Source organism: Streptomyces sp. NPDC006691, from assembly GCF_042869955.1.
Lineage (GTDB): Bacteria > Actinomycetota > Actinomycetes > Streptomycetales > Streptomycetaceae > Streptomyces.
The window spans coordinates 21,588-43,001 of sequence record NZ_JBIAGW010000011.1 but is presented as its reverse complement, the minus strand read 5'-3'; the positions used below and the strand labels follow the sequence as shown (position 1 = coordinate 43,001).

The window sequence follows — 21,414 nt, the reverse complement described above, 5'->3', positions numbered from 1 at the left end:
GCTATGGGCAACCGGGACAGTCTTACACTGCTCCGAGGATGTCCACGACGAAGACCAGGGTCGAATTGGCCGGGATGTCCGCACCCTGGGCCTTGTCCTTGTAGCCCTGCTCCGGCGGGATGACGAGCAGGACACGGCTGCCGACCTTCTTGCCGACGAGACCCTTGTCCCAGCCCTCGATGACCTGGCCCTGGCCGATCACCGTGGAGAACGGGGCGCCGGTCTTCCACGAGGTGTCGAACAGCTTCGCCTGCGGAAGGCCCTCGTTGGGCTTCCAGGTGGCGCCGCTGTACTGCATGTAGACGGTCTGGCCGCTCTTGACCTCGTCGCCCTTGCCCTCGATGAGCACCTGGTCCACGAGCTTCTTCGGCGGGTCGTTCTTCGGGACCGTGATCGTGGCGGCCTCCTCCTTGTCCGCCTTGATCTGCGGCAGGTCGGAGGGGATGGAGGCCTGGGTGCCGTCGACCTTCTTCGGCATCACGCTGTCGACGTCGAGGACGAAGACCAGGTTGTCGGTGCCGGAGACCCCGAGCTCCTGCTTGCCCGCGGCGCCGAACGCGGCGGCCGGCGGCGCGACGACCAGGACCCGGGCGCCGACCTTCTGGCCGAGCACGGCCTCACTGAACGCCGGGATGTAGGTCTGCGAGCCGGCCGGGATGACCTGGGGCGCGCCGCCCTTGTCGTAGGAACCGGCCAGGTCCTTGCCGCTCTTCCAGATCTTCCCGGTGTACTTCGTCACCGCGAGGTCGTCCTTCTTGACCTCGGGGCCGGTGCCGGCGGTCAGCGTCTTGACGACGAACTTTCCGCTCGGGTCGCCCTTGGGGATGGTGATCGTGGGCTTCTTGTCCGCGTCACCGGCGACGGTGGGCATCGGCGAGGCGTCGGACACCGGCTTGGGAGCCGCGGGCGGCTGCGACGCCGAGTCCGAGGGAGAAGCGGACGCGTCCTTCTTCTTCGCTGCGTCGTCACCTCCTCCGCAGGCCGCGGTGAGCATCAGGGCCGGCACGATGAGCGCGGCAGCAAGTCGGCGTCGCACAGTGGTCCTCGGGGTAGCTGGAACGGTCGGAGCGGCCACTCTACGGCCCCACTCCGCCACCACAAGGGTGCGGCATGCCCGGGGGCCCCGCACGCAACAGCGCACGGGGCCCCCGGATCGCACGGCTGACGTCGTCTCACATACCGGCGATCAGCTTCTCCACCCGGTCGTCCACGGACCGGAACGGGTCCTTGCACAACACGGTGCGCTGGGCCTGGTCGTTGAGCTTCAGATGCACCCAGTCGACCGTGAAGTCCCGTCGCTGTTCCTGCGCCCGGCGGATGAAGTCCCCGCGCAGCCGCGCCCTGGTGGTCTGCGGGGGCACCGACTTGCCCTCGAAGATCTTCAGGTCGTTGCAGATCCGTGCCGCCTGGCCCTTGCGCTCCAGGAGGTAGTACAGGCCCCGCCGACGGTGGATGTCGTGGTAGGCGAGGTCTATCTGCGCGACCCTCGGGTGCGACATGGTCATGTTGTTCTTGGCCCGGTAGCGCTCGATGAGCTGGTACTTCATGACCCAGTCGATCTCGGTGCCGATCCGGTCGAGGTCCTCGGCCTCGATAGCGTCCAGGGTGCGGCCCCACAGTTCGAGGACCTGGTCGACGGTGCCGGTGCGGATGCCCCGGCGCTCCACGAAGTCGACGGCCTTCTCGTAGTACTCACGCTGGACTTCGAGGGCGGATGCCTCGCGCCCGCTGGCCAGGCGCACCTTGCGCTGGCCCGTGATGTCGTGCGAGACCTCGCGGATGGCCCGGATCGGGTTCTCCAGGGTGAGGTCGCGCATGACCGTACCGGCCTCGATCATGCGCAGCACGAGGTCGGTGGCGCCGACCTTCAGGAGCATGGTCGTCTCGGACATGTTCGAGTCGCCGACGATGACGTGCAGGCGCCGGTAGCGCTCGGCGTCTGCGTGCGGCTCGTCCCTCGTGTTGATGATGGGACGGGAGCGGGTGGTGGCGGAGCTGACGCCCTCCCAGATGTGCTCGGCACGCTGGCTGACGCAGTAGACCGCGCCGCGCGGGGTCTGGAGCACCTTGCCGGCACCGCAGATCAGCTGGCGGGTGACGAGGAACGGGATGAGGATGTCCGCGAGCCGGGAGAACTCTCCGTGACGGGCCACCAGATAGTTCTCGTGGCAGCCGTAGGAGTTTCCCGCCGAGTCGGTGTTGTTCTTGAAGAGATAGACGTCGCCCGCGATTCCCTCCTCGTGCAGGCGGCGTTCGGCGTCGACTAGCAGGCCTTCGAGAATGCGCTCACCGGCTTTGTCGTGGGTGACCAGTTCGGTCAAGTTGTCGCATTCGGGTGTCGCGTATTCCGGATGCGATCCCACGTCGAGGTAGAGGCGGGCGCCGTTCCGCAGAAAGACGTTGCTGCTGCGGCCCCATGACACAACACGGCGGAAGAGGTAGCGCGCCACTTCGTCAGGAGACAGTCGGCGCTGTCCCCTGAACGTGCACGTGACGCCGTACTCGTTCTCCAGCCCGAAAATGCGGCGGTCCATGAGTGAACATTACGCCTGATGGCCTGAGCTGAAACCGGGTTCGACAGCACGGTTTCGATCATTTTCGTCAACTCCCCCGACAGGGCGCGGACGCTCGGGGGCCGCAAGCACCCTTTGCGTCGTGAGCAGCACCACGAGCGCCGCGATTCCGCCGCCGCCCGCGACCGCGAAACTCGCTCCGGTTCCGCCGAGTTCGACCGCGGGTCCGGCGGCCGCCGTGCCGAGCGCCGTGCCGACGCCGAAGGCCGTCACCAGCCAGGAGAAAGCCTCGGTCACCGTGCCGCGCGGGGCGTGCCGGTCGACGACGATGAACGCACAGGCGATGGACGGCGCGAGGAAGAGTCCGGAGACGACGGTGAGCGCGGCCATCGCGGGGACGCCCGGGACCAGCGTCAGCGGCAGGTAGCCGACGGCGAGCAGCGCGACCAGGATCCGCAGCCGCTTCTCCGGGGCGCCGCTCCACTGCCGGGCCCCGTAGACGAGCCCGCCGAGCAGCGCGCCGAGCCCGTTGGCGGCCATGAGCCAGCCGTAGATGGTGTCGCTGCCGTGGTCGTCGGCGTAGGCGGACGCGGCCACGATGATCGCGCCGAGTGCGAGCCCGACGAAGAAGAACGAGCCGAGCAGCGCGAGCAGCCCCGGCGAGCGCAGCGCGCCGAGCCAGTGCGCCTCACGGGGCGCCGAGCGCCAGCTCCGGGACGGCCGGGACAGGACGACGCTGAGCGCGCCGAGCACCCCGAGCGCGTTGATCAGCAGCAGCGCGGTGGCCGGCGACCAGAGGGCGATGGAGACGGTGACGAGCAGAGGCCCGACCGTGAACATCACCTCCTGGGCTATCGCGTCCATGGCGTACGCGGTGTGGACCTGGTCCTCGCGCTTCAGGACGCTGGGCCACAGGGCGCGCAGGCCGCCCTCCAGGGGCGGTGTGGCGAGCCCCGCGACGAGGACCGCCGCGTACGCCACGGCCACCGGCTCGATGCCGGCCACGGCCAGCAGGACCATGCCGAGGGCGGACAGGACGGAGGCGGGGAGCATCACGCGCGGCTGGCCGTACAGGTCCACGGCCCGGCCGAGGAGCGGCTGGCCGACCGCGGTGGCCACGCCGTACACGGCGGTCAGGGCCCCGGCGAGCGAGTAGCCGCCGCCCTCGGCCCGGACGAAGAAGACGACCGCGATCGCGGCGGTCGCGTTCGGCAGCCGGCCGGTCAGGGTGCCCGTGAGCAGCCGCGCGGCGTGCCGGGTCCGAAGGATCTCCGCGTATCCGGCCGCCATGGCCACTCCCTAGTGTTACGCCCGTAGTGTTACGTATAACGTCCGAGGTCATACGTACCATGTGGCGAGCGCGCGGGTCCACCCCGCGCCCACCCGCACCGCGCCCTGGAGGCCCCTTGACCAGCCCGGACAGCCCGCCGTCCGCAGCGGAGCCCGCCCCCGCGGCCGCCCGCTCCGGGGTACGGGCCACCCGCGCCGCGCCGTCCGGCCGGACCGCCGGAGCACGCCCGCCCACCAGCCGGGACGTGGCGAGCGCGGCCGGCGTGTCGCAGGCCACCGTCTCGCTGGTCCTGGGCGACAAATGGCGGGGCCGGGTCTCCGAACGGACCGCCGGCCTGGTCCGGGAGGCCGCCCAGCACCTCGGCTACCGGCCCAACCTCGCCGCCCGCAGCCTGCGCCTCGGCCGCACCAGGACCGCACTCCTCGTGGTGCCCGCCATGACCAGCGAATTCTTCGCCCAGGTCTATACGGGAGCGGCCAAGGTCGCCGCCGAACACGGCTTCGGCGTGGTGCTCTACCCCTCCCCCGAGGGCATCGGCCCGGCCCGCGACCCCTTCGACTCCGCGCGCACCGCCCTCGACGGCGTCATCGCCTCCTCCATGGCGGCGGACGCGCTCGCCTCGATCCGCGGCAGCGACCTCCCCCTGGTGATGCTCGACAGCGACCCCGCCGAGACCGGCCCCGCCGCCCACGTCAACCTCGACATCGCCGACGGCGTACGGCGCCTGACGGGGCATCTGCTCGGCCTCGGCCACCGCAGGTTCACCCACATCGCCGCCGACGTCGACTCCTGGACCTTCGTCGTACGCGCCCGTGCACTGGCCGACGCGCTCGCCGACGTGCCGGACGCCGAGCTGCGCACGGTACGCGCCGAACTCAGCGTGGACGGCGGCCGACGAGCCGCGGAAGCCGCCCTGGACTCCCCCGGCCCGCCCCCGAGCGCCCTGGTCTGCGACGACGACTTCCTGGCAGCCGGCGCCTGCAAGGCCGCCCACCGGCTCGGCCTGCGCGTCCCCGACGACGTGTCCGTCACCGGGTTCGACGGCCTCACCCTCGCCACCGCCCTCGAACCGGAACTGACCACCCTCACCCTGCCCGCCGAACAGGTCGGCGCGCGCGGTATGGCGGCCCTGCTCGCCGTCCTGGAGGGCCACCCCGTGGAAACCGGGGACCTGCCCGTGACGCTGGCCGTACGGGGCTCAACGGCCGCGCCCCGGCCCGCCTGAGGCGGAACCGGGGCGCGGCGGCCGGGAGCGGGGGACCTACTCGTCCTCCGTCTCCTCCAGATCCGAAGGGGCCTCGGTGGGCTCGGTCTTGGCCACATCGGCCTGGAGCAGCCGGGAGAGCTGGCGGCCCACGATGCGCTTGAACTTCCGCTGCTGCGGCCGCGTCCGGTCCAGGACCGCGACCTCCAGACGCTCGGCGGGGATCTCCCGGTCCGCGCCGTTCGTCTGGTTGGACAGGGCCTGCACGGCCAGCCGCAGCGCCTCCGCGAGCGACATGCCCTCCTGGTGACGCTGGTCCAGGAACGTGCTGATCTGCTCGGCATTGCCGCCGACCGCGACCGAGCCGTGCTCGTCCACGATCGAACCGTCGTGCGGGAGCCGGTAGATCTGGTCCTCTTCGGGAGTACTGCCGACCTCGGCGACGACCAGCTCCACCTCGTACGGCTTCTCGCCGACACTGGAGAAGATGGTGCCCAGTGTCTGCGCGTAGACGTTGGCGAGCCCACGGGCCGTCACATCGTCACGGTCGTAGGTGTATCCGCGCAGATCCGCGTAACGGACGCCACCGATGCGCAGGTTCTCGTACTCGTTGTACTTGCCGGCGGCCGCGAAGCCGATCCGGTCGTAGATCTCGCTGAACTTGTGCAGCGCGCGGGACGGGTTCTCACCGACGAACACGATGCCGTCGGCGTACTGGATCACGACCAGGCTGCGGCCGCGGGCAATGCCCTTGCGGGCGTACTCCGCACGGTCGGCCATGGCCTGCTGGGGTGAGACATAGAACGGGGTCGACACCGGCTAACCGTCCCTTTCTGTCAGTGACTGGGTCATCTCGGGGCCTGCGCGGGCCTCAGAGGAGGGAGGCCCGGGGGCCGTCCGGCTGCTCCAGCCGCCGTTCCAGGATGGAGCGGGCGAGCTCGGAGGACTCCGCCTCGGTGAGCCGGCGGAAGCCGTCCTCGGTGATGACGGTGACGATCGGGAAGATCCGGCGCGCCATGTCGGGGCCGCCGGTCGCCGAGTCGTCGTCGGCCGCGTCGTAGAGCGCCTGGATGACGAGCGTGGTCGTCTCCTGCTCCGTCAGATCGTCGCGGTAGAGCTTCTTCATGGAGCCCCGGGCGAAGATCGAGCCGGAGCCGGTGGCGGCGAAGCCGTGCTCCTCGGAGCGGCCGCCGGTGACGTCGTAGGAGAAGATGCGGCCCTTCTCGCGGTCCACGTCGTACCCCGCGAAGAGCGGGACCACGGCGAGGCCCTGCATGGCCATGCCCAGGTTGCCGCGGATCATCGTGGAGAGCCGGTTGGCCTTGCCCTCCAGGGAGAGCGTGGCGCCTTCGACCTTCTCGAAGTGCTCCAGCTCCAGCTGGAAGAGCTTGACCATCTCCACCGCGAGGCCCGCGGTGCCCGCGATGCCGACCGCCGAGTACTCGTCGGCCGGGAAGACCTTCTCGATGTCGCGCTGGGCGATCATGTTGCCCATCGTGGCCCGCCGGTCGCCGGCCAGGACGACCCCGCCGGGGAACGTCGCGGCCACGATCGTCGTACCGTGCGGGGCTTCGACGTGGCCCTGCACGGGCGGCAGGACGCGCTTGCCGGGGAGCATCTCCGGCGAGTGGTCGGACAGGAAGTCCATGAATGAGGAGGACCCAGGCGTCAGGAAGGCAGCTGGTAGACGCCCGGTGCCACGAGTGTTGGCTTCCACGAGTTTCCTTCCAAGTAGGCGGCAGCGCGACGGACGGTGTCGGGATCGTCTCCCAACTTGCCGATGGCCGAATTGCAGTTGAAGCAGAGTACGCCTCGGACCCTACCCGTCTGGTGGCAATGATCCACGTGCACGGCGGGAGCGGAGAGGCAGATTACGCAGAGGCCCATCTGGGACTCGACCAACGAATCGCGATCGGCTTTGGTCATGCCGTACTGGCGCTTGAGATGGCCCTCGCGCCCCTGAACGGCCCGGCACGCCTTACAGCGCGTGGAAAGGCCGTCCGAGGCGGTCGCATTGCGATGCCACTCGCTGTGCGGCTTCACTTCGCCACAGGTACGGCACTGCTTGTGCCCTGTGGGGACGTCCACTTTCTCCCGCACACTCCTGCCGAGGGCTTCACGTCGGCGTCGGTAATGCGCGGCTCCGTACCGGGCTACGCATTCCCGACACCTCACCTGAAGCCCGTCTTTCCTGTTCTTGTCGGCAGCGAAAGACACGAGGGGAAGTGTCCGTTTACAGCCGGTGCACGTCTTCACATCGACCGGGCCGGACATGTCCGTTATTGCCCACCTTTTTGCACAAATGAGCGCACGAAGTCCTCTGCGTTTTCCTCAAGTACGTCATCGATTTCATCCAGCACGGAGTCGACGTCGTCCGACAGCTTCTCCTGGCGCTCCTTGAGGTCCTCGGAAGCCTGCGCGTCCTGCGCCTGCTCCTCGACCTCCTCGGTGGAGCGCGTCGCCTTCTGCTGTCCGCCGCCGGTGTCCTTGGTCGCCATCTACCTCACCCCGCTCGGTTCGATGTCCTTGATCAGACCCTACAAGCAGGGTCCGACATCGGCCCCGCGGTTTCCGGAACGTACGGGGCCTACCTCTGTGTTTCCCACACCTGCGGTCTTTCAGCCGCCCGAGAGCACCCGCACCAGATCTTCGGCGGTCCGGCACCGGTCGAGCAGCGCCTTCACGTGATTACGCGTTCCGCGAAGGGGTTCCAGGGTTGGCACCCGCTGCAACGAGTCCCGGCCCGGGAGATCGAAGATCACCGAGTCCCAGGACGCCGCGGCGACGTCGTCCGCGTACTGCTCCAGGCAGCGGCCGCGGAAGTAGGCCCTGGTGTCCTCCGGAGGCTCCGTCTGGGCCCGCAGGATCCCGGGGTCGTCCAGGAGGCGCTTCATCTTGCCGCGGGCCACCAGACGGTTGTACAGGCCCTTCTCGGGCCGTACGTCCGCGTACTGGAGGTCCACCAGGTGCAGCCGGGCCGCGTCCCAGTTCAGGCCGTCCCGGCGGCGGTAGCCCTCCATCAGCTCGCGCTTGGCGATCCAGTCGAGCTCCCCCGACAGGCTCATCGGGTCGTTCTCCAGGCGGTTCAGGACGTCCTCCCAGCGGACCAGGACGTCCTTGGTCTGCTCGTCGGCGTCCGCCCCGAACCGCTCCTCCACGTACTTGCGCGCCAGCTCGAAGTACTCCATCTGGAGCTGTACGGCGGTCAGGGTGCGGCCGCTGCGCAGGGTGACGAGGTGGCGCAGGGTGGGGTCGTGCGAGACCTGGTGCAGGGTGCGGACCGGCTGGTCCACGGCCAGGTCGACGTTGATGAAGCCGTCCTCGATCATGGACAGGACCAGGGAGGTGGTGCCCAGCTTGAGGTAGGTCGAGATCTCCGAGAGGTTGGCGTCGCCGATGATGACGTGCAGGCGGCGGTACTTCTCCGCGTCGGCGTGCGGTTCGTCGCGGGTGTTGATGATCGGGCGCTTGAGGGTCGTCTCCAGGCCGACCTCGACCTCGAAGTAGTCGGCCCGCTGGCTGATCTGGAAGCCGTGCTCGTGGCCGTCCTGGCCGATGCCGACCCGTCCGGCGCCGGTGATGACCTGGCGCGAGACGAAGAACGGGGTCAGGTGGCGCACGATGTCCGAGAAGGCGGTCTCCCGCTTCATCAGGTAGTTCTCGTGCGTGCCGTACGAGGCGCCCTTGTTGTCGGTGTTGTTCTTGTAGAGGTGGATCGGCTGGGCGCCGGGCAGTTGGGCCGCGCGCTCGGCGGCCTCGGCCATGATGCGCTCGCCGGCCTTGTCCCACAGAACCGCGTCCCGGGGGTTGGTGACCTCCGGTGAGCTGTACTCGGGGTGGGCGTGATCGACGTAGAGGCGTGCCCCGTTGGTGAGGATGACGTTGGCGAGGCCGATGTCCTCGTCGGTGAGCTGGCTGGAGTCGGCGGCCTCGCGGGCGAGGTCGAAGCCGCGGGCGTCCCGCAGCGGGTTCTCCTCCTCGAAGTCCCAGCGGGCGCGGCGCGCCCGGTGCATCGCCGCCGCGTAGGCGTTGACGATCTGGGACGAGGTGAGCATGGCATTGGCGTTGGGGTGGCCGGGGACGGAGATCCCGTACTCCGTCTCGATGCCCATTACTCGCCGTACGGTCATGCGGCCCTCCTTGCCCGGCGGCGCTCCCCCGCGGGAGCGGCGCTCAAGTACCGCTGGTGTTCCGGTGCGTGTGCGGTGCCCGTCCCCGCACTGCGCGACTCGGCGGTACCGAAGAGCCTAGAACGCCTTTGCGCTGGTGGGGAGATCAATTCCGTCATTGCTCTTGCTCTGTTGGTGGCCTGAAAAGCAGTCGGCTGCGGATGCCCGCCCGGGCACCCGCAGCCGGCCTGCCTTTTACAGGTACTGACCGGTGTTGGCCACCGTGTCGATGGAGCGTCCGGTGTCCGCGCCCTGCTTTCCGGTGACAAGGGTGCGGATGAATACGATCCGCTCGCCCTTCTTTCCGGAAATCCGGGCCCAGTCGTCCGGGTTGGTGGTGTTCGGCAGGTCCTCGTTCTCCTTGAACTCGTCCACGCAGGCCTGGAGGAGGTGGGAGATCCGAAGACCCTTCTGGTTCTGGTCGAGGAAGGCCTTGATGGCCATCTTCTTGGCCCGGTCCACGATGTTCTGGATCATGGCGCCGGAGTTGAAGTCCTTGAAGTACAGGACTTCCTTGTCGCCGTTGGCGTAGGTGACTTCGAGGAAGCGGTTCTCCTCGGATTCCGCGTACATCTGCTCCACCACGGACTGGATCATCGCGTGGGTGGTGCCGTCCTTGTCGCCGCCGTGCTCGGCGAGGTCGTCGGCGTGCAGCGGCAGCGAGGACCTGAGGTACTTGGCGAAGATGTCCTTCGCCGCCTCCGCGTCCGGACGCTCGATCTTGATCTTCACATCGAGCCGGCCGGGCCGCAGGATCGCGGGGTCGATCATGTCCTCGCGGTTGGAGGCGCCGATGACGATGACGTTCTCCAGGCCCTCCACACCGTCGATCTCGGCGAGCAGCTGGGGGACGATGGTGTTCTCCACGTCCGAGCTGACGCCGGATCCGCGGGTGCGGAAGAGCGACTCCATCTCGTCGAAGAAGACGATGACGGGGGTGCCCTCGCTCGCCTTCTCCCGGGCGCGCTGGAAGACGAGGCGGATGTGCCGCTCGGTCTCACCGACGTACTTGTTGAGGAGCTCGGGGCCCTTGATGTTGAGGAAGTAGCTCTTCCCCGCGGGCTGGCCGGTCACCTCGGCGACCTTCTTGGCAAGGGAGTTGGCGACCGCCTTGGCGATCAGCGTCTTTCCGCATCCCGGCGGGCCGTAGAGCAGGATGCCCTTCGGCGGCCGCAGTTCGTGCTCCTTGAAGAGGTCGGGGTAGAGGTAGGGCAGTTCGACCGCGTCGCGGATCAGCTCGATCTGGTTGCCCAGGCCGCCGATCTTGTCGTAGTCGACGTCCGGGACCTCTTCGAGGACGAGTTCCTCGACCTCGCTCTTGGGGACCACTTCGTAGACGTAACCGGACCTGGGTTCCAGCAGGAGCGCATCGCCGGGGCGGATGGTGATGTCCAGGAGGGGCTCGGCGAGCCTCACCACCCGTTCCTCGTCGGTGTGCCCGACCACCAGGGCGCGCTCGCCGTCCTCCAGGATCTCCTTGAGGGTGACGATGTCCCCGGCGCGCTCGAATTCCATGGCCTCGACCACGTTGAGCGCCTCGTTGAGCATGACTTCCTGGCCGCGCCTCAGGTCGTCGAGTTCGACGCTGGGGCTGACGTTCACCCGGAGCTTGCGGCCCCCGGTGAAGATGTCGGCGGTGCCGTCCTCGTTGGACTGCAGGAAGACACCGAAGCCGGCCGGCGGCTGTGCGAGCCGGTCGACCTCCTCCTTGAGGGCCACGATCTGGTCGCGGGCCTCACGGAGGGTGTTGGCGAGCCGCTCGTTCTGCGCGGACACGCCCGCCAGACTGGTCTGCAACTCGACGATCCGCTCTTCGAGAATCCTCGTATGACGCGGCGAGTCGGCGAGCTTGCGTCGCAGGACGGCGATTTCCTGCTCTAGATAGGCAACCTGGCCGGCTGGGTCCTCAGACCCCCGCCCGGGCCGGATGCCGCGGTTGATGTCGTCGTCGTGGGCTGCCACGGTCCTCACCTCCTCCAAGGGGAGCTGGACGCTTCCTGACCCTACCTGGGCTGGTGGTGATTGAAACCCCTAGATCACAAAGACTCTGGGGTGTGTCCGATCTTCACCCTTGCGCTCTCCCTCACGTGAGGGGGATACCCACCCAACAACATCGGAAAGCGGGCGGTTGTTATCGTCGATGGGGCCAACACCCGTCAGGGCTGGCACCGATTGATTCACTCGCGCAGGAACGGCAGGGACATGAACGAGGCTCTCGAAGTCTGGATCGACCAGGACCTGTGCACCGGCGACGGCATCTGCGTCCAGTACGCGCCCGAGGTCTTCGAGCTGGACATCGACGGGCTCGCGTATGTGAAGAGCGCCGACGACGAGTTGTTGCAGACGCCCAAGGCCACGACGCCCGTACCGCTGCCGCTGCTCCAGGACGTGGTGGACTCCGCGAAGGAGTGCCCGGGCGACTGCATTCACGTACGTCGGGTTTCGGACAGCGTCGAGGTCTACGGACCGGACGCGGAGTGAGCGCCGGGTGACCGGCGGCTACGCGGGGTCGCCCGCTTCTTCCGTGCGGGGGTTCAGACGCCCAGCGCCTCGGCTCCGGTGGAGCGGACGAACTTCCCGCCCTGCCAGTGCCACTTGACTTCCTGGCGCACATCGGGCTCGTAGCGCGGCACGTCGTCGGACGAATAGCCGAGCAGGGTCACCGCCACCGTGCCGCCGCGTATCGCGAAGTCGGTGACGGTCTGCTTGCTCCTGGGGTCCACGAGCGTGGCCACCACGCGGGGCGGGGCTCCCTCGGCCGCCGGCCGCGTCAGGACGTAGACGCCGCTGGGCGGGGTGCCGGCGCCGGCCCGGCAGTGGACGACCGCCACGGTCTCCGGTATGCCGTCGCCGTCGAGGTCGCCCGAGGCCTTCTTCTCGACCACCGAGCCCAGGGGGCCGCAGTCCAGGGGGAACGTCACCGCGCCGGGGTCGGGCGCCGCCGCCGTCGTGAGCCGCGAGTCCCGCTTGTCCGGGGTCCCGGAGGCCTTGGCCGCGTCGGGCGTCAGAAGGCCGGCGAGGGCGACCACGGCGGCCATCGCGGTGGCGGTGGCGATCCAGTGCACGGGACGGGCGTGGGTGTGCGCGAGCTCAGGGACGGCGGCATTCTGCACGCGGGAGGTCTCCTGTGGAGGGCGGTGCGGGTGGGGGTGGCCAGCATCGTGCCACACGTCACAGGTGGGCGGAATACCGGGGCATCAGGCTCAACGTAAAGGCGCCGCCGCCGAGTTCCCGTGTCGGTCCGGGAACTCGGCGGCGGCGCCGGTTCGTTGTACGAGGCCCAGCCCCAGGACTGTGGTCAGTCCTTGTTGGGGCCCTCGTAGTCGTCGCCGTACGCGCCCTTGGCGGGGCGGCGGCGGCGCATCGGGGGTTCCACACCGTCCGCGAGACGGCGGGCGGTCACCAGGAAGCCGGTGTGGCCGATCATCCGGTGGTCGGGGCGGACGGCCAGGCCCTCGACGTGCCAGTTGCGGATCATCGACTCCCACGGCTGCGGCTCGGCGAAGCAGCCGATCTCGCGGATGGATTCGACGGTGCGCGAGAGCTGGGTGGTGGTGGCCACGTAGCAGCACAGGATGCCGCCGGGAACGAGCGCCTTGGAGACGGCGTCCAGGCACTCCCAGGGGGCGAGCATGTCGAGGATGACGCGGTCGACCTCGGTGTCCGACAGGTTGTCCTGGAGGTCACCGACGGTGAGCTGCCAGGCGGGGTGCGGTCCGCCGAAGTAGCGCTCCACGTTCTGCGTGGCGATCTCCGCGAAGTCCTCGCGGCGCTCGTAGGAGTGCAGCATGCCGTGGTCGCCGATGGCGCGCAGCAGGAAGGCGCTCAACGAGCCCGATCCGACGCCGGCCTCGACGACGCGGGCGCCGGCGAAGATGTCGGCGAAGGCCAGGATCTGCCCCGCGTCCTTGGGGTAGACCACGGCGGCGCCGCGGGGCATGGACAGGACGAAGTCGGGGAGCAGGGGGCGCAGCGCGAGGTAGGCGACGTTTCCCGTGGTACGGACAACACTGCCCTCGGGAGCACCGATCAGCTCGTCGTGCGGGAAGGAACCCTTGTGGGTGTGGAAATTCTTCCCGGCTTCGAGCGTGAACGTGTAGTGGCGTCCCTTGGGGTCGGTGAGCTGGACCTGGTCCCCGACCTTGAAGGGCCCGCGACGGCGGGCGGCACCGGTCGGTTCGGACATACGACCAGAGTACCGGCCGTTCCAGCTCTCGAACGCCACGGCGGCCGGGCCGTGCGGCCGGGGGCCGGGCCGTGCGCCGACCGCTAGGAGCCGGGCCGTGCCATGGCCGCGACGAAGGCCTTTTCCACGTCGGCCGCGGAGAGCACTCCGTAGATCTCTCCGGTCTCCTCGATGACGAGGTACTCGGTCGCGGGGGTGGCGCGCAGGAGGTCGAGGAGCGGTTCGCCGGCGAGTTCGGCGGGGACGCGCATGCCGTCGGTGAGGTCCTGGGCGAGGCCGCTGACGGCGACCCAGGGGCGGCGGTGTTCGGGGACGCCGACGATGGCGGCCTCGCGGACCAGGGCGGTGGGGTCGCCGTGTCCGTCGACGACGACCAGGGCGCGGGCGCCGGCCTCGTTGGCGCGGCGCAGTGCCTCGGAGAGCGGGGTGGTGGACTCCACGGGGACGGCGCGCCGGGTGAGGGTGCGGGCCCGCAGTTCGGGGAGGTGTTCGCGCAGCCGGGCCATGCGCAGGCTGTTGCCGGCGCCGGTCCAGATGATCGCGGCGAGGATGGCGGCGAGCAGCGCGTCCGTGACGGTGTCCATGCCGCTGACCTGGTCGGGCGAGTTGCCGAGCGCTCCGGTCTGGGTGAGCAGGGGCAGTCCGATGAGGACGGTGACGGCGAGCGCGCGGCCCACCCAGGCGGCGGCGATGGTGCCGCTCATGGGCTTGCCGGTGAGCTTCCACACGACGGCGCGGAGCATGCGGCCGCCGTCCAGGGGCAGGCCCGGCAGCAGGTTGAATCCGGCCACGATGAGGTTGGAGATCATCAGGCCGGCCAGCAGCACGCCGGGGACGGTGCCGGGTTCGACGGTCTTCATGCCGAGGTAGAAGACGCCGGACAGGACGAGCGAGAGCAGCGGGCCGACGAAGGCGAGGACGAATTCGCGGCCGGGGGTCTCGGTCTCCTTCTCGATCTCGGAGACGCCGCCGAAGAACTGGAGCTGGATGCGGCGCACGGGCAGCTGGAAGCGGAGGGCCGCGACGGTGTGGGCGAGTTCGTGGACCAGGACGGAGGCGTAGAAGGCCACGGCGAAGAAGAGCGACACGAGGTAGCGGGCCGCGCCGAGTTCGGGCAGGACCCGGTCGAGCTGGCCGCCGAAGACCCAGGTGATGAGGGCCGCGACCAGGAACCAGCTGGGGGCGACGTAGACGGGCACGCCGAAGGGGCGGCCCATCAGGATCCCCCCGCCGGGGCCGGGGCGCGGCTGCCTGCCGTTGCCCGGGCCACTGCCTCGGGGGCCCTTGCCCGCCGCGCCGGACTGCGGCCGTCCGCTCTCGCCGCTCTCGCCGCTGTCTTCCACGGGTTCCCTTCGTCGGTACGATGCCTGCTCCGGGAAACCTGCCCCGGGGCCCCGGCCGGACTCACTTCGTCCGCCGCATGTTCGCCGCATGGTGCGATGTCACGATCATGCAGGGTGAGGGCGCCTGCCGTCGATGGTATTCCGCTCGCTGTCAGTGGCGGGTCGTAGGGTCTGTGTCATGAGTACGAGTACCGGTGGGGCCGCGGCCGCACAGCAGCCGACCTCGCTGTCGCCGTCGCGCGCGAACGACTTCATGCAGTGCCCCCTGCTCTACCGGTTCCGGGTGATCGACCGGCTGCCCGAGAAGCCGAGCGAGGCCGCCACGCGCGGCACCCTGGTGCACGCCGTCCTTGAGCGGCTCTTCGACGATCCGGCGGCCGAGCGCACCGCGCCGCGCGCCAAGTCGATGATCCCGGGCCAGTGGGACCGGCTGCTCGCGTCGAAGCCGGAGCTCACGGAGCTGTTCGCGCAGGACACCGAGGGCGAGCGGCTCGCCCAGTGGCTGGGCGAGGCGGAGCGGCTGGTGGAGCGCTGGTTCTCGCTGGAGGACCCCACGCGGCTTGAGCCGGTGGAGCGGGAGTTCTTCGTCGAGACGGAGCTGGAGTCCGGCCTGCGGCTGCGCGGCGTCATCGACCGGGTGGACGTGGCGCCGACCGGCGAGGTCCGCATCGTCGACTACAAGACGGGCAAGGCCCCCCGGCCGCAGTACGCGGAGGGTGCGCTCTTCCAGATGAAGTTCTACGCGCTGGTGGTGTGGCGCCTCAAGCAGGTCGTGCCGCGCCGGCTCCAGCTGGTGTACCTGGGCAGTGGTGACGTGCTGACGTACGACCCGGTCGAGGCGGACCTGGTGCAGGTGGAGCGGAAGCTGCTCGCGCTGTGGGAGGCGATCCGGCTCGCCACCGAGACGGGCGACTGGCGGCCGAGGCCCACGAAGCTGTGCGGCTGGTGCGACCACCAGGCGGTCTGTCCGGAATTCGGCGGGACTCCCCCGGTATACCCGCTGTCCATCACCGCGGCTCCCGAGTCGGCAGGCTGAGTCGCGGTGCGGCGGTCGGCCCGGGTGCCCCCGGGGCGGCGTCCGCCAGGGTCCCCGCCCGGCCGTGTCCGGCACCGGTGAGCAGGGCAGAATGGGCCCGGTCCAGCAATCTGATGAGGAGTACCCGTGGCGATCCGCGTCCTACTGGTCGACGACCAGCCGCTGCTGCGCACCGGCTTCCGCATGATCCTGGAGGCCGAGCAGGACATCGCGGTGGTCGGCGAGGCCGGTGACGGTCTTCAGGCCCTCGATCAGGTGCGGGCGCTCCAGCCCGATGTGGTCCTCATGGACATCCGGATGCCGCGCATGGACGGGGTGGAGGCGACCCGGCAGATCAGCGGGCCCGGCAAGGACGGCCCCGCGAAGGTGCTGGTCCTGACCACGTTCGATCTCGACGAGTACGTGGTGGAGGCGCTCAAGGCGGGGGCCAGCGGCTTCCTCCTGAAGGACGCGCCCGCCCATGAGCTGGTGCAGGCGATCCGGGTGGTCGCGGCCGGCGAGGCGATGCTGGCGCCGTCGATCACGCGCCGGCTGCTCGACAAGTACGCCGACCATCTGCCGTCCGGCGAGGAGCCGGTGCCGGACACGCTGCACACCCTGACCGACCGCGAGGTCGAGGTTCTGAAGCTGGTCGCCCGCGGCCTTTCCAACGCGGAGATCGCGGCGGACCTGTTCGTCAGCGAGACCACCGTCAAGACGCATGTGGGGCATGTGCTGACGAAGCTGGGGCTGCGGGACCGGGTGCAGGCGGCGGTGTACGCGTACGAGAGTGGGTTGGTTCGGCCCGGCGCGCAGTGAGGGGGTGGCTCCCTGAGGCACCGGGGGCTCCGCCCCCCCGACCCCGGCTCCTCGGACGCCGGAGGGGCTTCACCTTCGCGTGTGCGTCAACCGCGGATCGTGCGTGGCTGATCGCGCAGTTCCTCGCGCCCCTGAGAGGCCGACCGCCGCCACCGTCGCGCGACCACCCGGCCCAGCCACACACCCGGCCGAGCCGACCCCAACCCCGTCGCGCCCACCCGGCGAAAGCCGCACATGTCACAGCCTCGCGCCCCTGAGAGGGTCGGCCGCAGCCACCGTCGAGCGACCACCCGGCACAGCCACACACCCGGCGGAGCCGGCCTCGACTCCGTGCCCCGCCCGGCGGCGGGGCGGCCGATGTCGCTGGGCCGGGGTCCGGGCGGGGCCCCTCGCCTCAGCCCTTCTTGATTTCCCAGAAGCGGAAGACCGTCGACGCGTCCAGGGTCCACTCCAGGCCGGTGATTCCGGTGCGGGCGACCGCGTACTGCTTGCCCTGCCACAGGGGGAGGACCGGGAGTTCGTCGGCCACGATGTCCTGGAGCTTGGCGAACTCGCCCTCCGTCGCGGCGCGGTCGGCAGTGGCCGCGGTCGCCGGCAGGATCTCGTCGGTGATCTGCTTGTTCGTGTAGTTGTTGGACAGCACGTTGCCCTTGCCGAAGAACGGCAGGGTGAAGTTGTCCGGGTCCGGGTAGTCCGGGATCCAGCCCTTCACGTACACGCCGTACTTGCCGGCCTCGATGTCCTTCTCGTACTGCTTGAACTCGACCGACTTCACATCGGCGTCGAACAGGCCGCTCGCGTTGAGCTGGCCCGCGATCGCCCTCAACTCGTCGTCCGTGGAAGGTCCGTAGCGGCTCGGGGTGGACCACAGCGTCAGCTTCACCTTGCCGCTGATGCCCGCCGAGTGCAGGGCCGCCTTCGCCTTGACCGGGTCGGGGCTGCCCCCGTACTGGTCGAACAGGGCCGTGGTGTGGGCGGTGATGCCGCTGGGGACGACCGAGTACAGCGGGGTCGCCGTGGACGAGTACACATCGCGGACGAGGGCCTCGCGGTCGACGAGGTAGGCGATGGCCTTGCGCACCCCGAGCTTGCCGGCGACCGGGTCCTTCATGTTGAAGACCAGGTCCTGGACCTCGGCGCTGGAGCCCTCTATGACGTCGATGCCCTGCTTGCCCGAAGTGGCCGAGGCCTGGAGCGCGGCGGTGTCCTTCGCCGTCAGACCTCGGTAGGCGAGGTCGATGTCGCCCTTGTTCAGGGCCGCGGCCAGGCCCTTCTGGTCGCCGTGGAACAGCTTCAGGGTCAGGCCGGAGTTCTTGGCCTTGACCGTGCCCTCGTAGGAGGAGTTGACCGAGAAGACGGCCTGCTGCTCGCCGAAGGAGTCCAGCTTGTAGACGCCGGAGCCCACCGCCTTGCCGTCGGTGCGCAGCTTGTCGGCCGGGTATTCCTTGTGGTCGACGATCGAGCCGGCACCCGAGGCGATCTTGCTCGGGAAGGTGGCGTCCGGGACCTTGAGGTGGAAGACGACCGTCTTCGCGTCCGGGGTGTCGACCTTGCCGAGCGTGACGAGCATCGGCGCCGGGCCGCTGGCGTCGTTGATCTTCAGCACGCGCTCGAAGGAGTACTTGACGTCCGCGGAGGTCAGCGGGTCACCGTTGCTGAACTTGAGCCCGGGCCGCAGGGTGCAGCGGTAGACCGTGGAGCCGCCCCGGTCGAAGCCGCAGCTCTGCGCGGCCTCGGGCTGCGGCGTCGTGCTGCCCTTGGGGAAGCTGAGCAGGGACTGGAAGACGTTGTTGAAGAGCAGCCACGAGCCTGGGTCGTAGCCGGATGCGGGGTCGGTGGCCAGGATGTCGTCGGACATCCCCATGACCACGGAACCGCCGCCGCCGGAGGCGGCTCCGCCGCCCTGCTGCGTCCCACAGCCACTCACGAGACCGGCTGCCACCCCCGCCGCGAGCGGGGCGGTCAGCCATCGGTTTCGTATCTTCACCTGCACGTGCCTCACAGTCCTGCTGATGGAAATGTCCGGGCGCGCCAAGGAACCGCGCCCGGGTCCTGCGTTACTTCTTGCCGCGCCCGAGTTCCCACAGCTGCAGGTCGGACGAGGAGTTGATGGCCCACTCGGTGCCGGTGATGTCGGTGCGGGCCGCGACGTACTGCTTGCCCTGCCACAGCGGGATGACCGGGACGTCGCCCGCGACGATGTCCTGGATCTGCTCGAACGGCTTCGCCGCCTGGTTGCGGTCGGCGGCGACCCGTGACTGCGGGATCAGGGTGTTGCGGATGTCGGTGCTGACATACGGCGTGTTGAGGAAGTTGTCCTTGCCGAAGAACGGCGCGACGAAGTTGTCCGGGTCCGGGAAGTCGGGGAACCAGCCGAGGCCGTAGACCGCGTAGTCGCCCTTCTTCTGCGCGGGGCGGAACTTCGACCACTCGGTGCCCTGGATCGTCGTGCTGAACAGGCCCGTGGCGTTCAGCTGCGCCGACAGGTTCTTGAACTCCTCCTCGGTGATCGAACCGTAGTGGTCCTTGGTGTAGTTGAGGGTGAGCTTGACCGGCGTCGAGATGTTGGCGCTCTTCAGGATGTTCTGCGCCTTGGCCTTGCTGGCCTCGCCGTACTTGTTGAAGAACGAGTTGGTGTGACCGGCGATCGAGGTCGGGATCAGCGAGTAGAGCGGCTCGGCGGTCTGCCCGTACACCTTGCTCACCAGCTGGTTGCGGTCGATGGCCTGGGCCATCGCCTGGCGTACCGCCTTGTTCTTCACCGCCGGGTCGTCGGTGTTGAAGGCGAGGTAGCGGATCTCCAGGCCGGGCATCTCGACCAGGTTGATGTCCTTGCTCGGGCTGACCTGCATCTGCTGGATCTGCCCGGGCGTCATGGCGCGCGCCATCAGGTCGATGTCGCCCTTGGCGAGCGCGGTGCCCATGGCCTCGGCGGTCGGGAAGGAGCGCAGCTCGACCTTGTCGTTCGCGAACTTCACATCGCCCTTGTAGTTCGGGTTCTTGGTGAAGGTGAACTTCTCGACCTGCTCGCCCTTGACTTCGGCCTTCATCGTGTACGGCCCGGAGCCGTCCATCTCGAAGCCGTCGCGGAGCTTCTTGGGCTGGTACTTGTCCTTCTGTACGATCCCCGCGGCGGGCGTCGCGAGCTTGTACGGGAAGGTGGCGTCCGGCGTCTTGAGGTGGAAGACGATCTCGGCGTCGCCCTTGGTCTCCATCGTGTCGATGTTGTCCAGGAGACCGGAGGGGCCGTTGTCGTCCTTGATGTCGAGCACGCGCTGGATCGAGTACTTCACGTCGTCGGCGGTCACCTTGGTGCCGTCGGCGAACTCAAGCCCGCCGCGCAGGGTGCAGCGGTAGCTCTCGTTCTCCTTGTCGGTGAAGTTGCACGCCGAGGCGGCGTCCGGGACCGGGAGACCGCCGCCGCGCGGCACGTGGACCAGCGACTGCGTGGTCTGCCGCATCACGTTCCAGATGCCGGTCTCGTAGGCGTGGGCCGGGTCGAAGGGAGCAGGCGCGTCCTTGGTCGCCACGAACTGGTCCGTGGTGCCCACGACGATGGTCTTCCCGCCGCTTCCCCCGCTCTCCGATCCGCCGCAGGCGGCGAGTACGGGAGCGAGCAGGCCCACTACGGCCGGCAGCACCAAAGTCTTGCGGTTCATCCTGGACGATCTCCCTTGTCCGGCACTTTGGGGTACAGCTCTGTACGGGACACTCCGCCGCGTCCGCCCGTTCGGGGCGGGGCGATCGGGCCGGGTTTGTGCGATCGGACCTGCGCTTCCCGTCCACTTGGTGTGCGGCGGGGCAGATGAGGATGCGGCGAAGTTCTCGGACGAGATTAGTGCTCGGCGCCCGGAAAGCTGGAACTGGCTCTGGTGCACGGGGAATCAATCCGTCCGCGCCCATAGCGGCCCACCGATATCGGGCGCCGGAATGTTTCGTACACCAGCTCACCAATCGGGACACAAGGGTGCCCCCAAGGGCCCTGAGGTGCCCGGACGGGGCCGTCGGGGACCGCCCGCCGGGTGACGAACGTCACCTTGTAAACCTCTTTGACAGGGCGTGAATTCGATCTCGGAGGTCACGGAAAATGAACGCGCGGCTGCGATGAGTTTCTACCGTATTCAACGGCCCACGCTCGGTGAACAGATCAGTTCAGGCGTGTGATCAAAGTGCGGAGAAAGGCCAGGTCGACCTCTTCGAGCGAGTCGACCACGACCCGGCCCTCGGCGGTCGCGATCGGGGCGACCGAGGGCACCGCGACGACCCGGCAGCCGGCCGCCTCGGCGGCGGCGACTCCGGTGGCGGTGTCCTCCACGACGGCGCAGCGGGCCGGGTCGGCGCCGAGCCCGCGGGCCGCGACCAGGTAAGGGTCGGGGTGCGGCTTGGTGCGGGGCACCTCGTCGCCGGCGACGGTCAGGGCGAAGTGGGACGGGCCGAGCGAGTGCACGATCTTGTCGATGATGCGGCGGTGCGAGGCGGAGACGAGGGCGGTGGGGATGCCGTGCTCGGCGAGCTCGCCGAGCAGCCGGGCGGCGCCCGGCATCAGCGGCACCCCGCGGGAGATCCGGGCCTCGAAGCGGTCGTTGAGCAGTACGGTCAGCTCGGGCAGCGTGATGTCGGCGCCGGTGGCCTCGATGAGGAAGCCCGCGCTGCGGGTCATGGGCCCGCCCACCACGATGTCCCGCCACGACTCGTCCAGAACGTGCCCGAGGGCCGCGAAGGCCTCGCGCTCGGCGTCCCACCAGAAGCCCTCGGTGTCGACGAGCGTGCCGTCCATGTCGAGGAAGACGGCCTGGAGCGCGGAGCCTTCGGCCGTCAGAGTCATGGCTGCGGGGACCGTACTGGTCATCGGCACACCTCCTGGAGGGACGAGA

19 protein-coding genes are annotated in these 21,414 nt (G+C 69.2%); 4 read left to right on the top strand and 15 right to left on the bottom strand.

Translation table 11 applies throughout. The annotated features are described in order from the left end of the window. Positions 1-22: 22 nt before the first annotated feature. The 3 genes from ACFYNP_RS23395 to ACFYNP_RS23385 form a co-directional block, all read right to left on the bottom strand. Positions 23-1,036, bottom strand: coding sequence for an FKBP-type peptidyl-prolyl cis-trans isomerase (locus ACFYNP_RS23395; protein ID WP_351676960.1), 1,014 nt, complete (start codon positions 1,034-1,036; stop codon positions 23-25). Positions 1,037-1,172: 136 nt separating this feature from the next. Next, positions 1,173-2,534 carry a Pup--protein ligase gene (gene pafA / locus ACFYNP_RS23390; RefSeq protein ID WP_100577088.1) on the bottom strand — a complete coding sequence of 454 codons (1,362 nt, stop codon included), beginning with the start codon at positions 2,532-2,534 and terminating at the stop codon, positions 1,173-1,175. A gap of 9 nt (positions 2,535-2,543) precedes the next feature. Next, positions 2,544-3,803 carry an MFS transporter gene (locus tag ACFYNP_RS23385; protein WP_388411329.1) on the bottom strand — a complete coding sequence of 420 codons (1,260 nt, stop codon included), beginning with the start codon at positions 3,801-3,803 and terminating at the stop codon, positions 2,544-2,546. 245 nt (positions 3,804-4,048) lie between these two features. Between ACFYNP_RS23385 and ACFYNP_RS23380 the strand changes: the two genes are divergently transcribed. After that, entirely contained in the window at positions 4,049-5,029 is a 981-nt protein-coding gene (locus tag ACFYNP_RS23380) for a LacI family DNA-binding transcriptional regulator (RefSeq protein ID WP_388788059.1), read from the top strand. A 36-nt stretch (positions 5,030-5,065) separates the two neighbouring features. Here the strand turns inward: ACFYNP_RS23380 and prcA are convergent, their stop codons facing one another. The 6 genes from prcA to arc form a co-directional block, all read right to left on the bottom strand. Next, on the bottom strand, positions 5,066-5,824 hold the full coding sequence (prcA, locus tag ACFYNP_RS23375) for a proteasome subunit alpha (RefSeq protein WP_100577085.1): 759 nt from the start codon (positions 5,822-5,824) through the stop codon (positions 5,066-5,068). A gap of 55 nt (positions 5,825-5,879) precedes the next feature. Beyond that, entirely contained in the window at positions 5,880-6,725 is an 846-nt protein-coding gene (prcB, locus tag ACFYNP_RS23370; RefSeq protein ID WP_100577084.1) for a proteasome subunit beta, read from the bottom strand. Then, positions 6,677-7,282 carry an endonuclease VII domain-containing protein gene (locus ACFYNP_RS23365; RefSeq protein ID WP_388787816.1) on the bottom strand — a complete coding sequence of 202 codons (606 nt, stop codon included), beginning with the start codon at positions 7,280-7,282 and terminating at the stop codon, positions 6,677-6,679. The genes prcB and ACFYNP_RS23365 overlap by 49 nt, the downstream gene beginning before the upstream one ends. Positions 7,283-7,287: 5 nt before the next feature. Further along, the gene (locus tag ACFYNP_RS23360; protein ID WP_016325855.1) at positions 7,288-7,506 is read right to left on the bottom strand and encodes a ubiquitin-like protein Pup; all 219 of its coding nucleotides are present in this window, start codon (positions 7,504-7,506) and stop codon (positions 7,288-7,290) included. Between the two features lie 120 nt (positions 7,507-7,626). Beyond that, a complete protein-coding gene (dop, locus tag ACFYNP_RS23355; RefSeq protein ID WP_388411318.1) occupies positions 7,627-9,138 on the bottom strand; it encodes a depupylase/deamidase Dop in 1,512 nt (503 codons plus the stop codon). Positions 9,139-9,372: 234 nt separating this feature from the next. Continuing rightward, complete coding sequence (gene arc, locus ACFYNP_RS23350; protein WP_100577081.1) at positions 9,373-11,139, bottom strand: proteasome ATPase; 1,767 nt, start codon at positions 11,137-11,139, stop codon at positions 9,373-9,375. Between the two features lie 240 nt (positions 11,140-11,379). On the opposite strand from arc, the gene ACFYNP_RS23345 reads away from it, so the two are divergent. After that, positions 11,380-11,658 carry a ferredoxin gene (locus ACFYNP_RS23345; protein WP_388411314.1) on the top strand — a complete coding sequence of 93 codons (279 nt, stop codon included), beginning with the start codon at positions 11,380-11,382 and terminating at the stop codon, positions 11,656-11,658. Between the two features lie 53 nt (positions 11,659-11,711). Here the strand turns inward: ACFYNP_RS23345 and ACFYNP_RS23340 are convergent, their stop codons facing one another. The 3 genes from ACFYNP_RS23340 to ACFYNP_RS23330 all read right to left on the bottom strand — a co-directional run bounded on the left by ACFYNP_RS23340 (position 11,712) and on the right by ACFYNP_RS23330 (position 14,796). Then, entirely contained in the window at positions 11,712-12,290 is a 579-nt protein-coding gene (locus ACFYNP_RS23340) for a hypothetical protein (RefSeq protein ID WP_388411312.1), read from the bottom strand. Positions 12,291-12,475: 185 nt separating this feature from the next. After that, the gene (locus tag ACFYNP_RS23335) at positions 12,476-13,363 is read right to left on the bottom strand and encodes a tRNA (adenine-N1)-methyltransferase (RefSeq protein ID WP_100577078.1); all 888 of its coding nucleotides are present in this window, start codon (positions 13,361-13,363) and stop codon (positions 12,476-12,478) included. A gap of 83 nt (positions 13,364-13,446) precedes the next feature. After that, a complete protein-coding gene (locus ACFYNP_RS23330; protein WP_388787813.1) occupies positions 13,447-14,796 on the bottom strand; it encodes a site-2 protease family protein in 1,350 nt (449 codons plus the stop codon). A gap of 88 nt (positions 14,797-14,884) precedes the next feature. Here ACFYNP_RS23330 and ACFYNP_RS23325 point away from each other — a divergent pair, with 88 nt between their 5' ends. Both ACFYNP_RS23325 and ACFYNP_RS23320 read left to right on the top strand, forming a co-directional pair. After that, positions 14,885-15,742 carry a RecB family exonuclease gene (locus tag ACFYNP_RS23325; protein WP_388411307.1) on the top strand — a complete coding sequence of 286 codons (858 nt, stop codon included), beginning with the start codon at positions 14,885-14,887 and terminating at the stop codon, positions 15,740-15,742. Positions 15,743-15,868: 126 nt separating this feature from the next. Next, positions 15,869-16,540: a response regulator transcription factor gene (locus ACFYNP_RS23320; RefSeq protein WP_100577075.1), complete on the top strand. Its 672-nt coding sequence runs from the start codon at positions 15,869-15,871 to the stop codon at positions 16,538-16,540. A gap of 394 nt (positions 16,541-16,934) precedes the next feature. Here the strand turns inward: ACFYNP_RS23320 and ACFYNP_RS23315 are convergent, their stop codons facing one another. From ACFYNP_RS23315 to ACFYNP_RS23305, 3 genes are all read right to left on the bottom strand, one after another. After that, on the bottom strand, positions 16,935-18,527 hold the full coding sequence (locus ACFYNP_RS23315; protein ID WP_388411304.1) for an ABC transporter substrate-binding protein: 1,593 nt from the start codon (positions 18,525-18,527) through the stop codon (positions 16,935-16,937). Positions 18,528-18,597: 70 nt separating this feature from the next. Continuing rightward, positions 18,598-20,199 (bottom strand): ABC transporter substrate-binding protein, encoded by a 1,602-nt coding sequence (locus ACFYNP_RS23310; protein ID WP_388411302.1) that lies wholly within the window; start codon positions 20,197-20,199, stop codon positions 18,598-18,600. A 488-nt stretch (positions 20,200-20,687) separates the two neighbouring features. Beyond that, complete coding sequence (locus ACFYNP_RS23305) at positions 20,688-21,389, bottom strand: HAD family hydrolase (RefSeq protein ID WP_388787811.1); 702 nt, start codon at positions 21,387-21,389, stop codon at positions 20,688-20,690. Between the last annotated feature and the right edge of the window lie 25 nt (positions 21,390-21,414).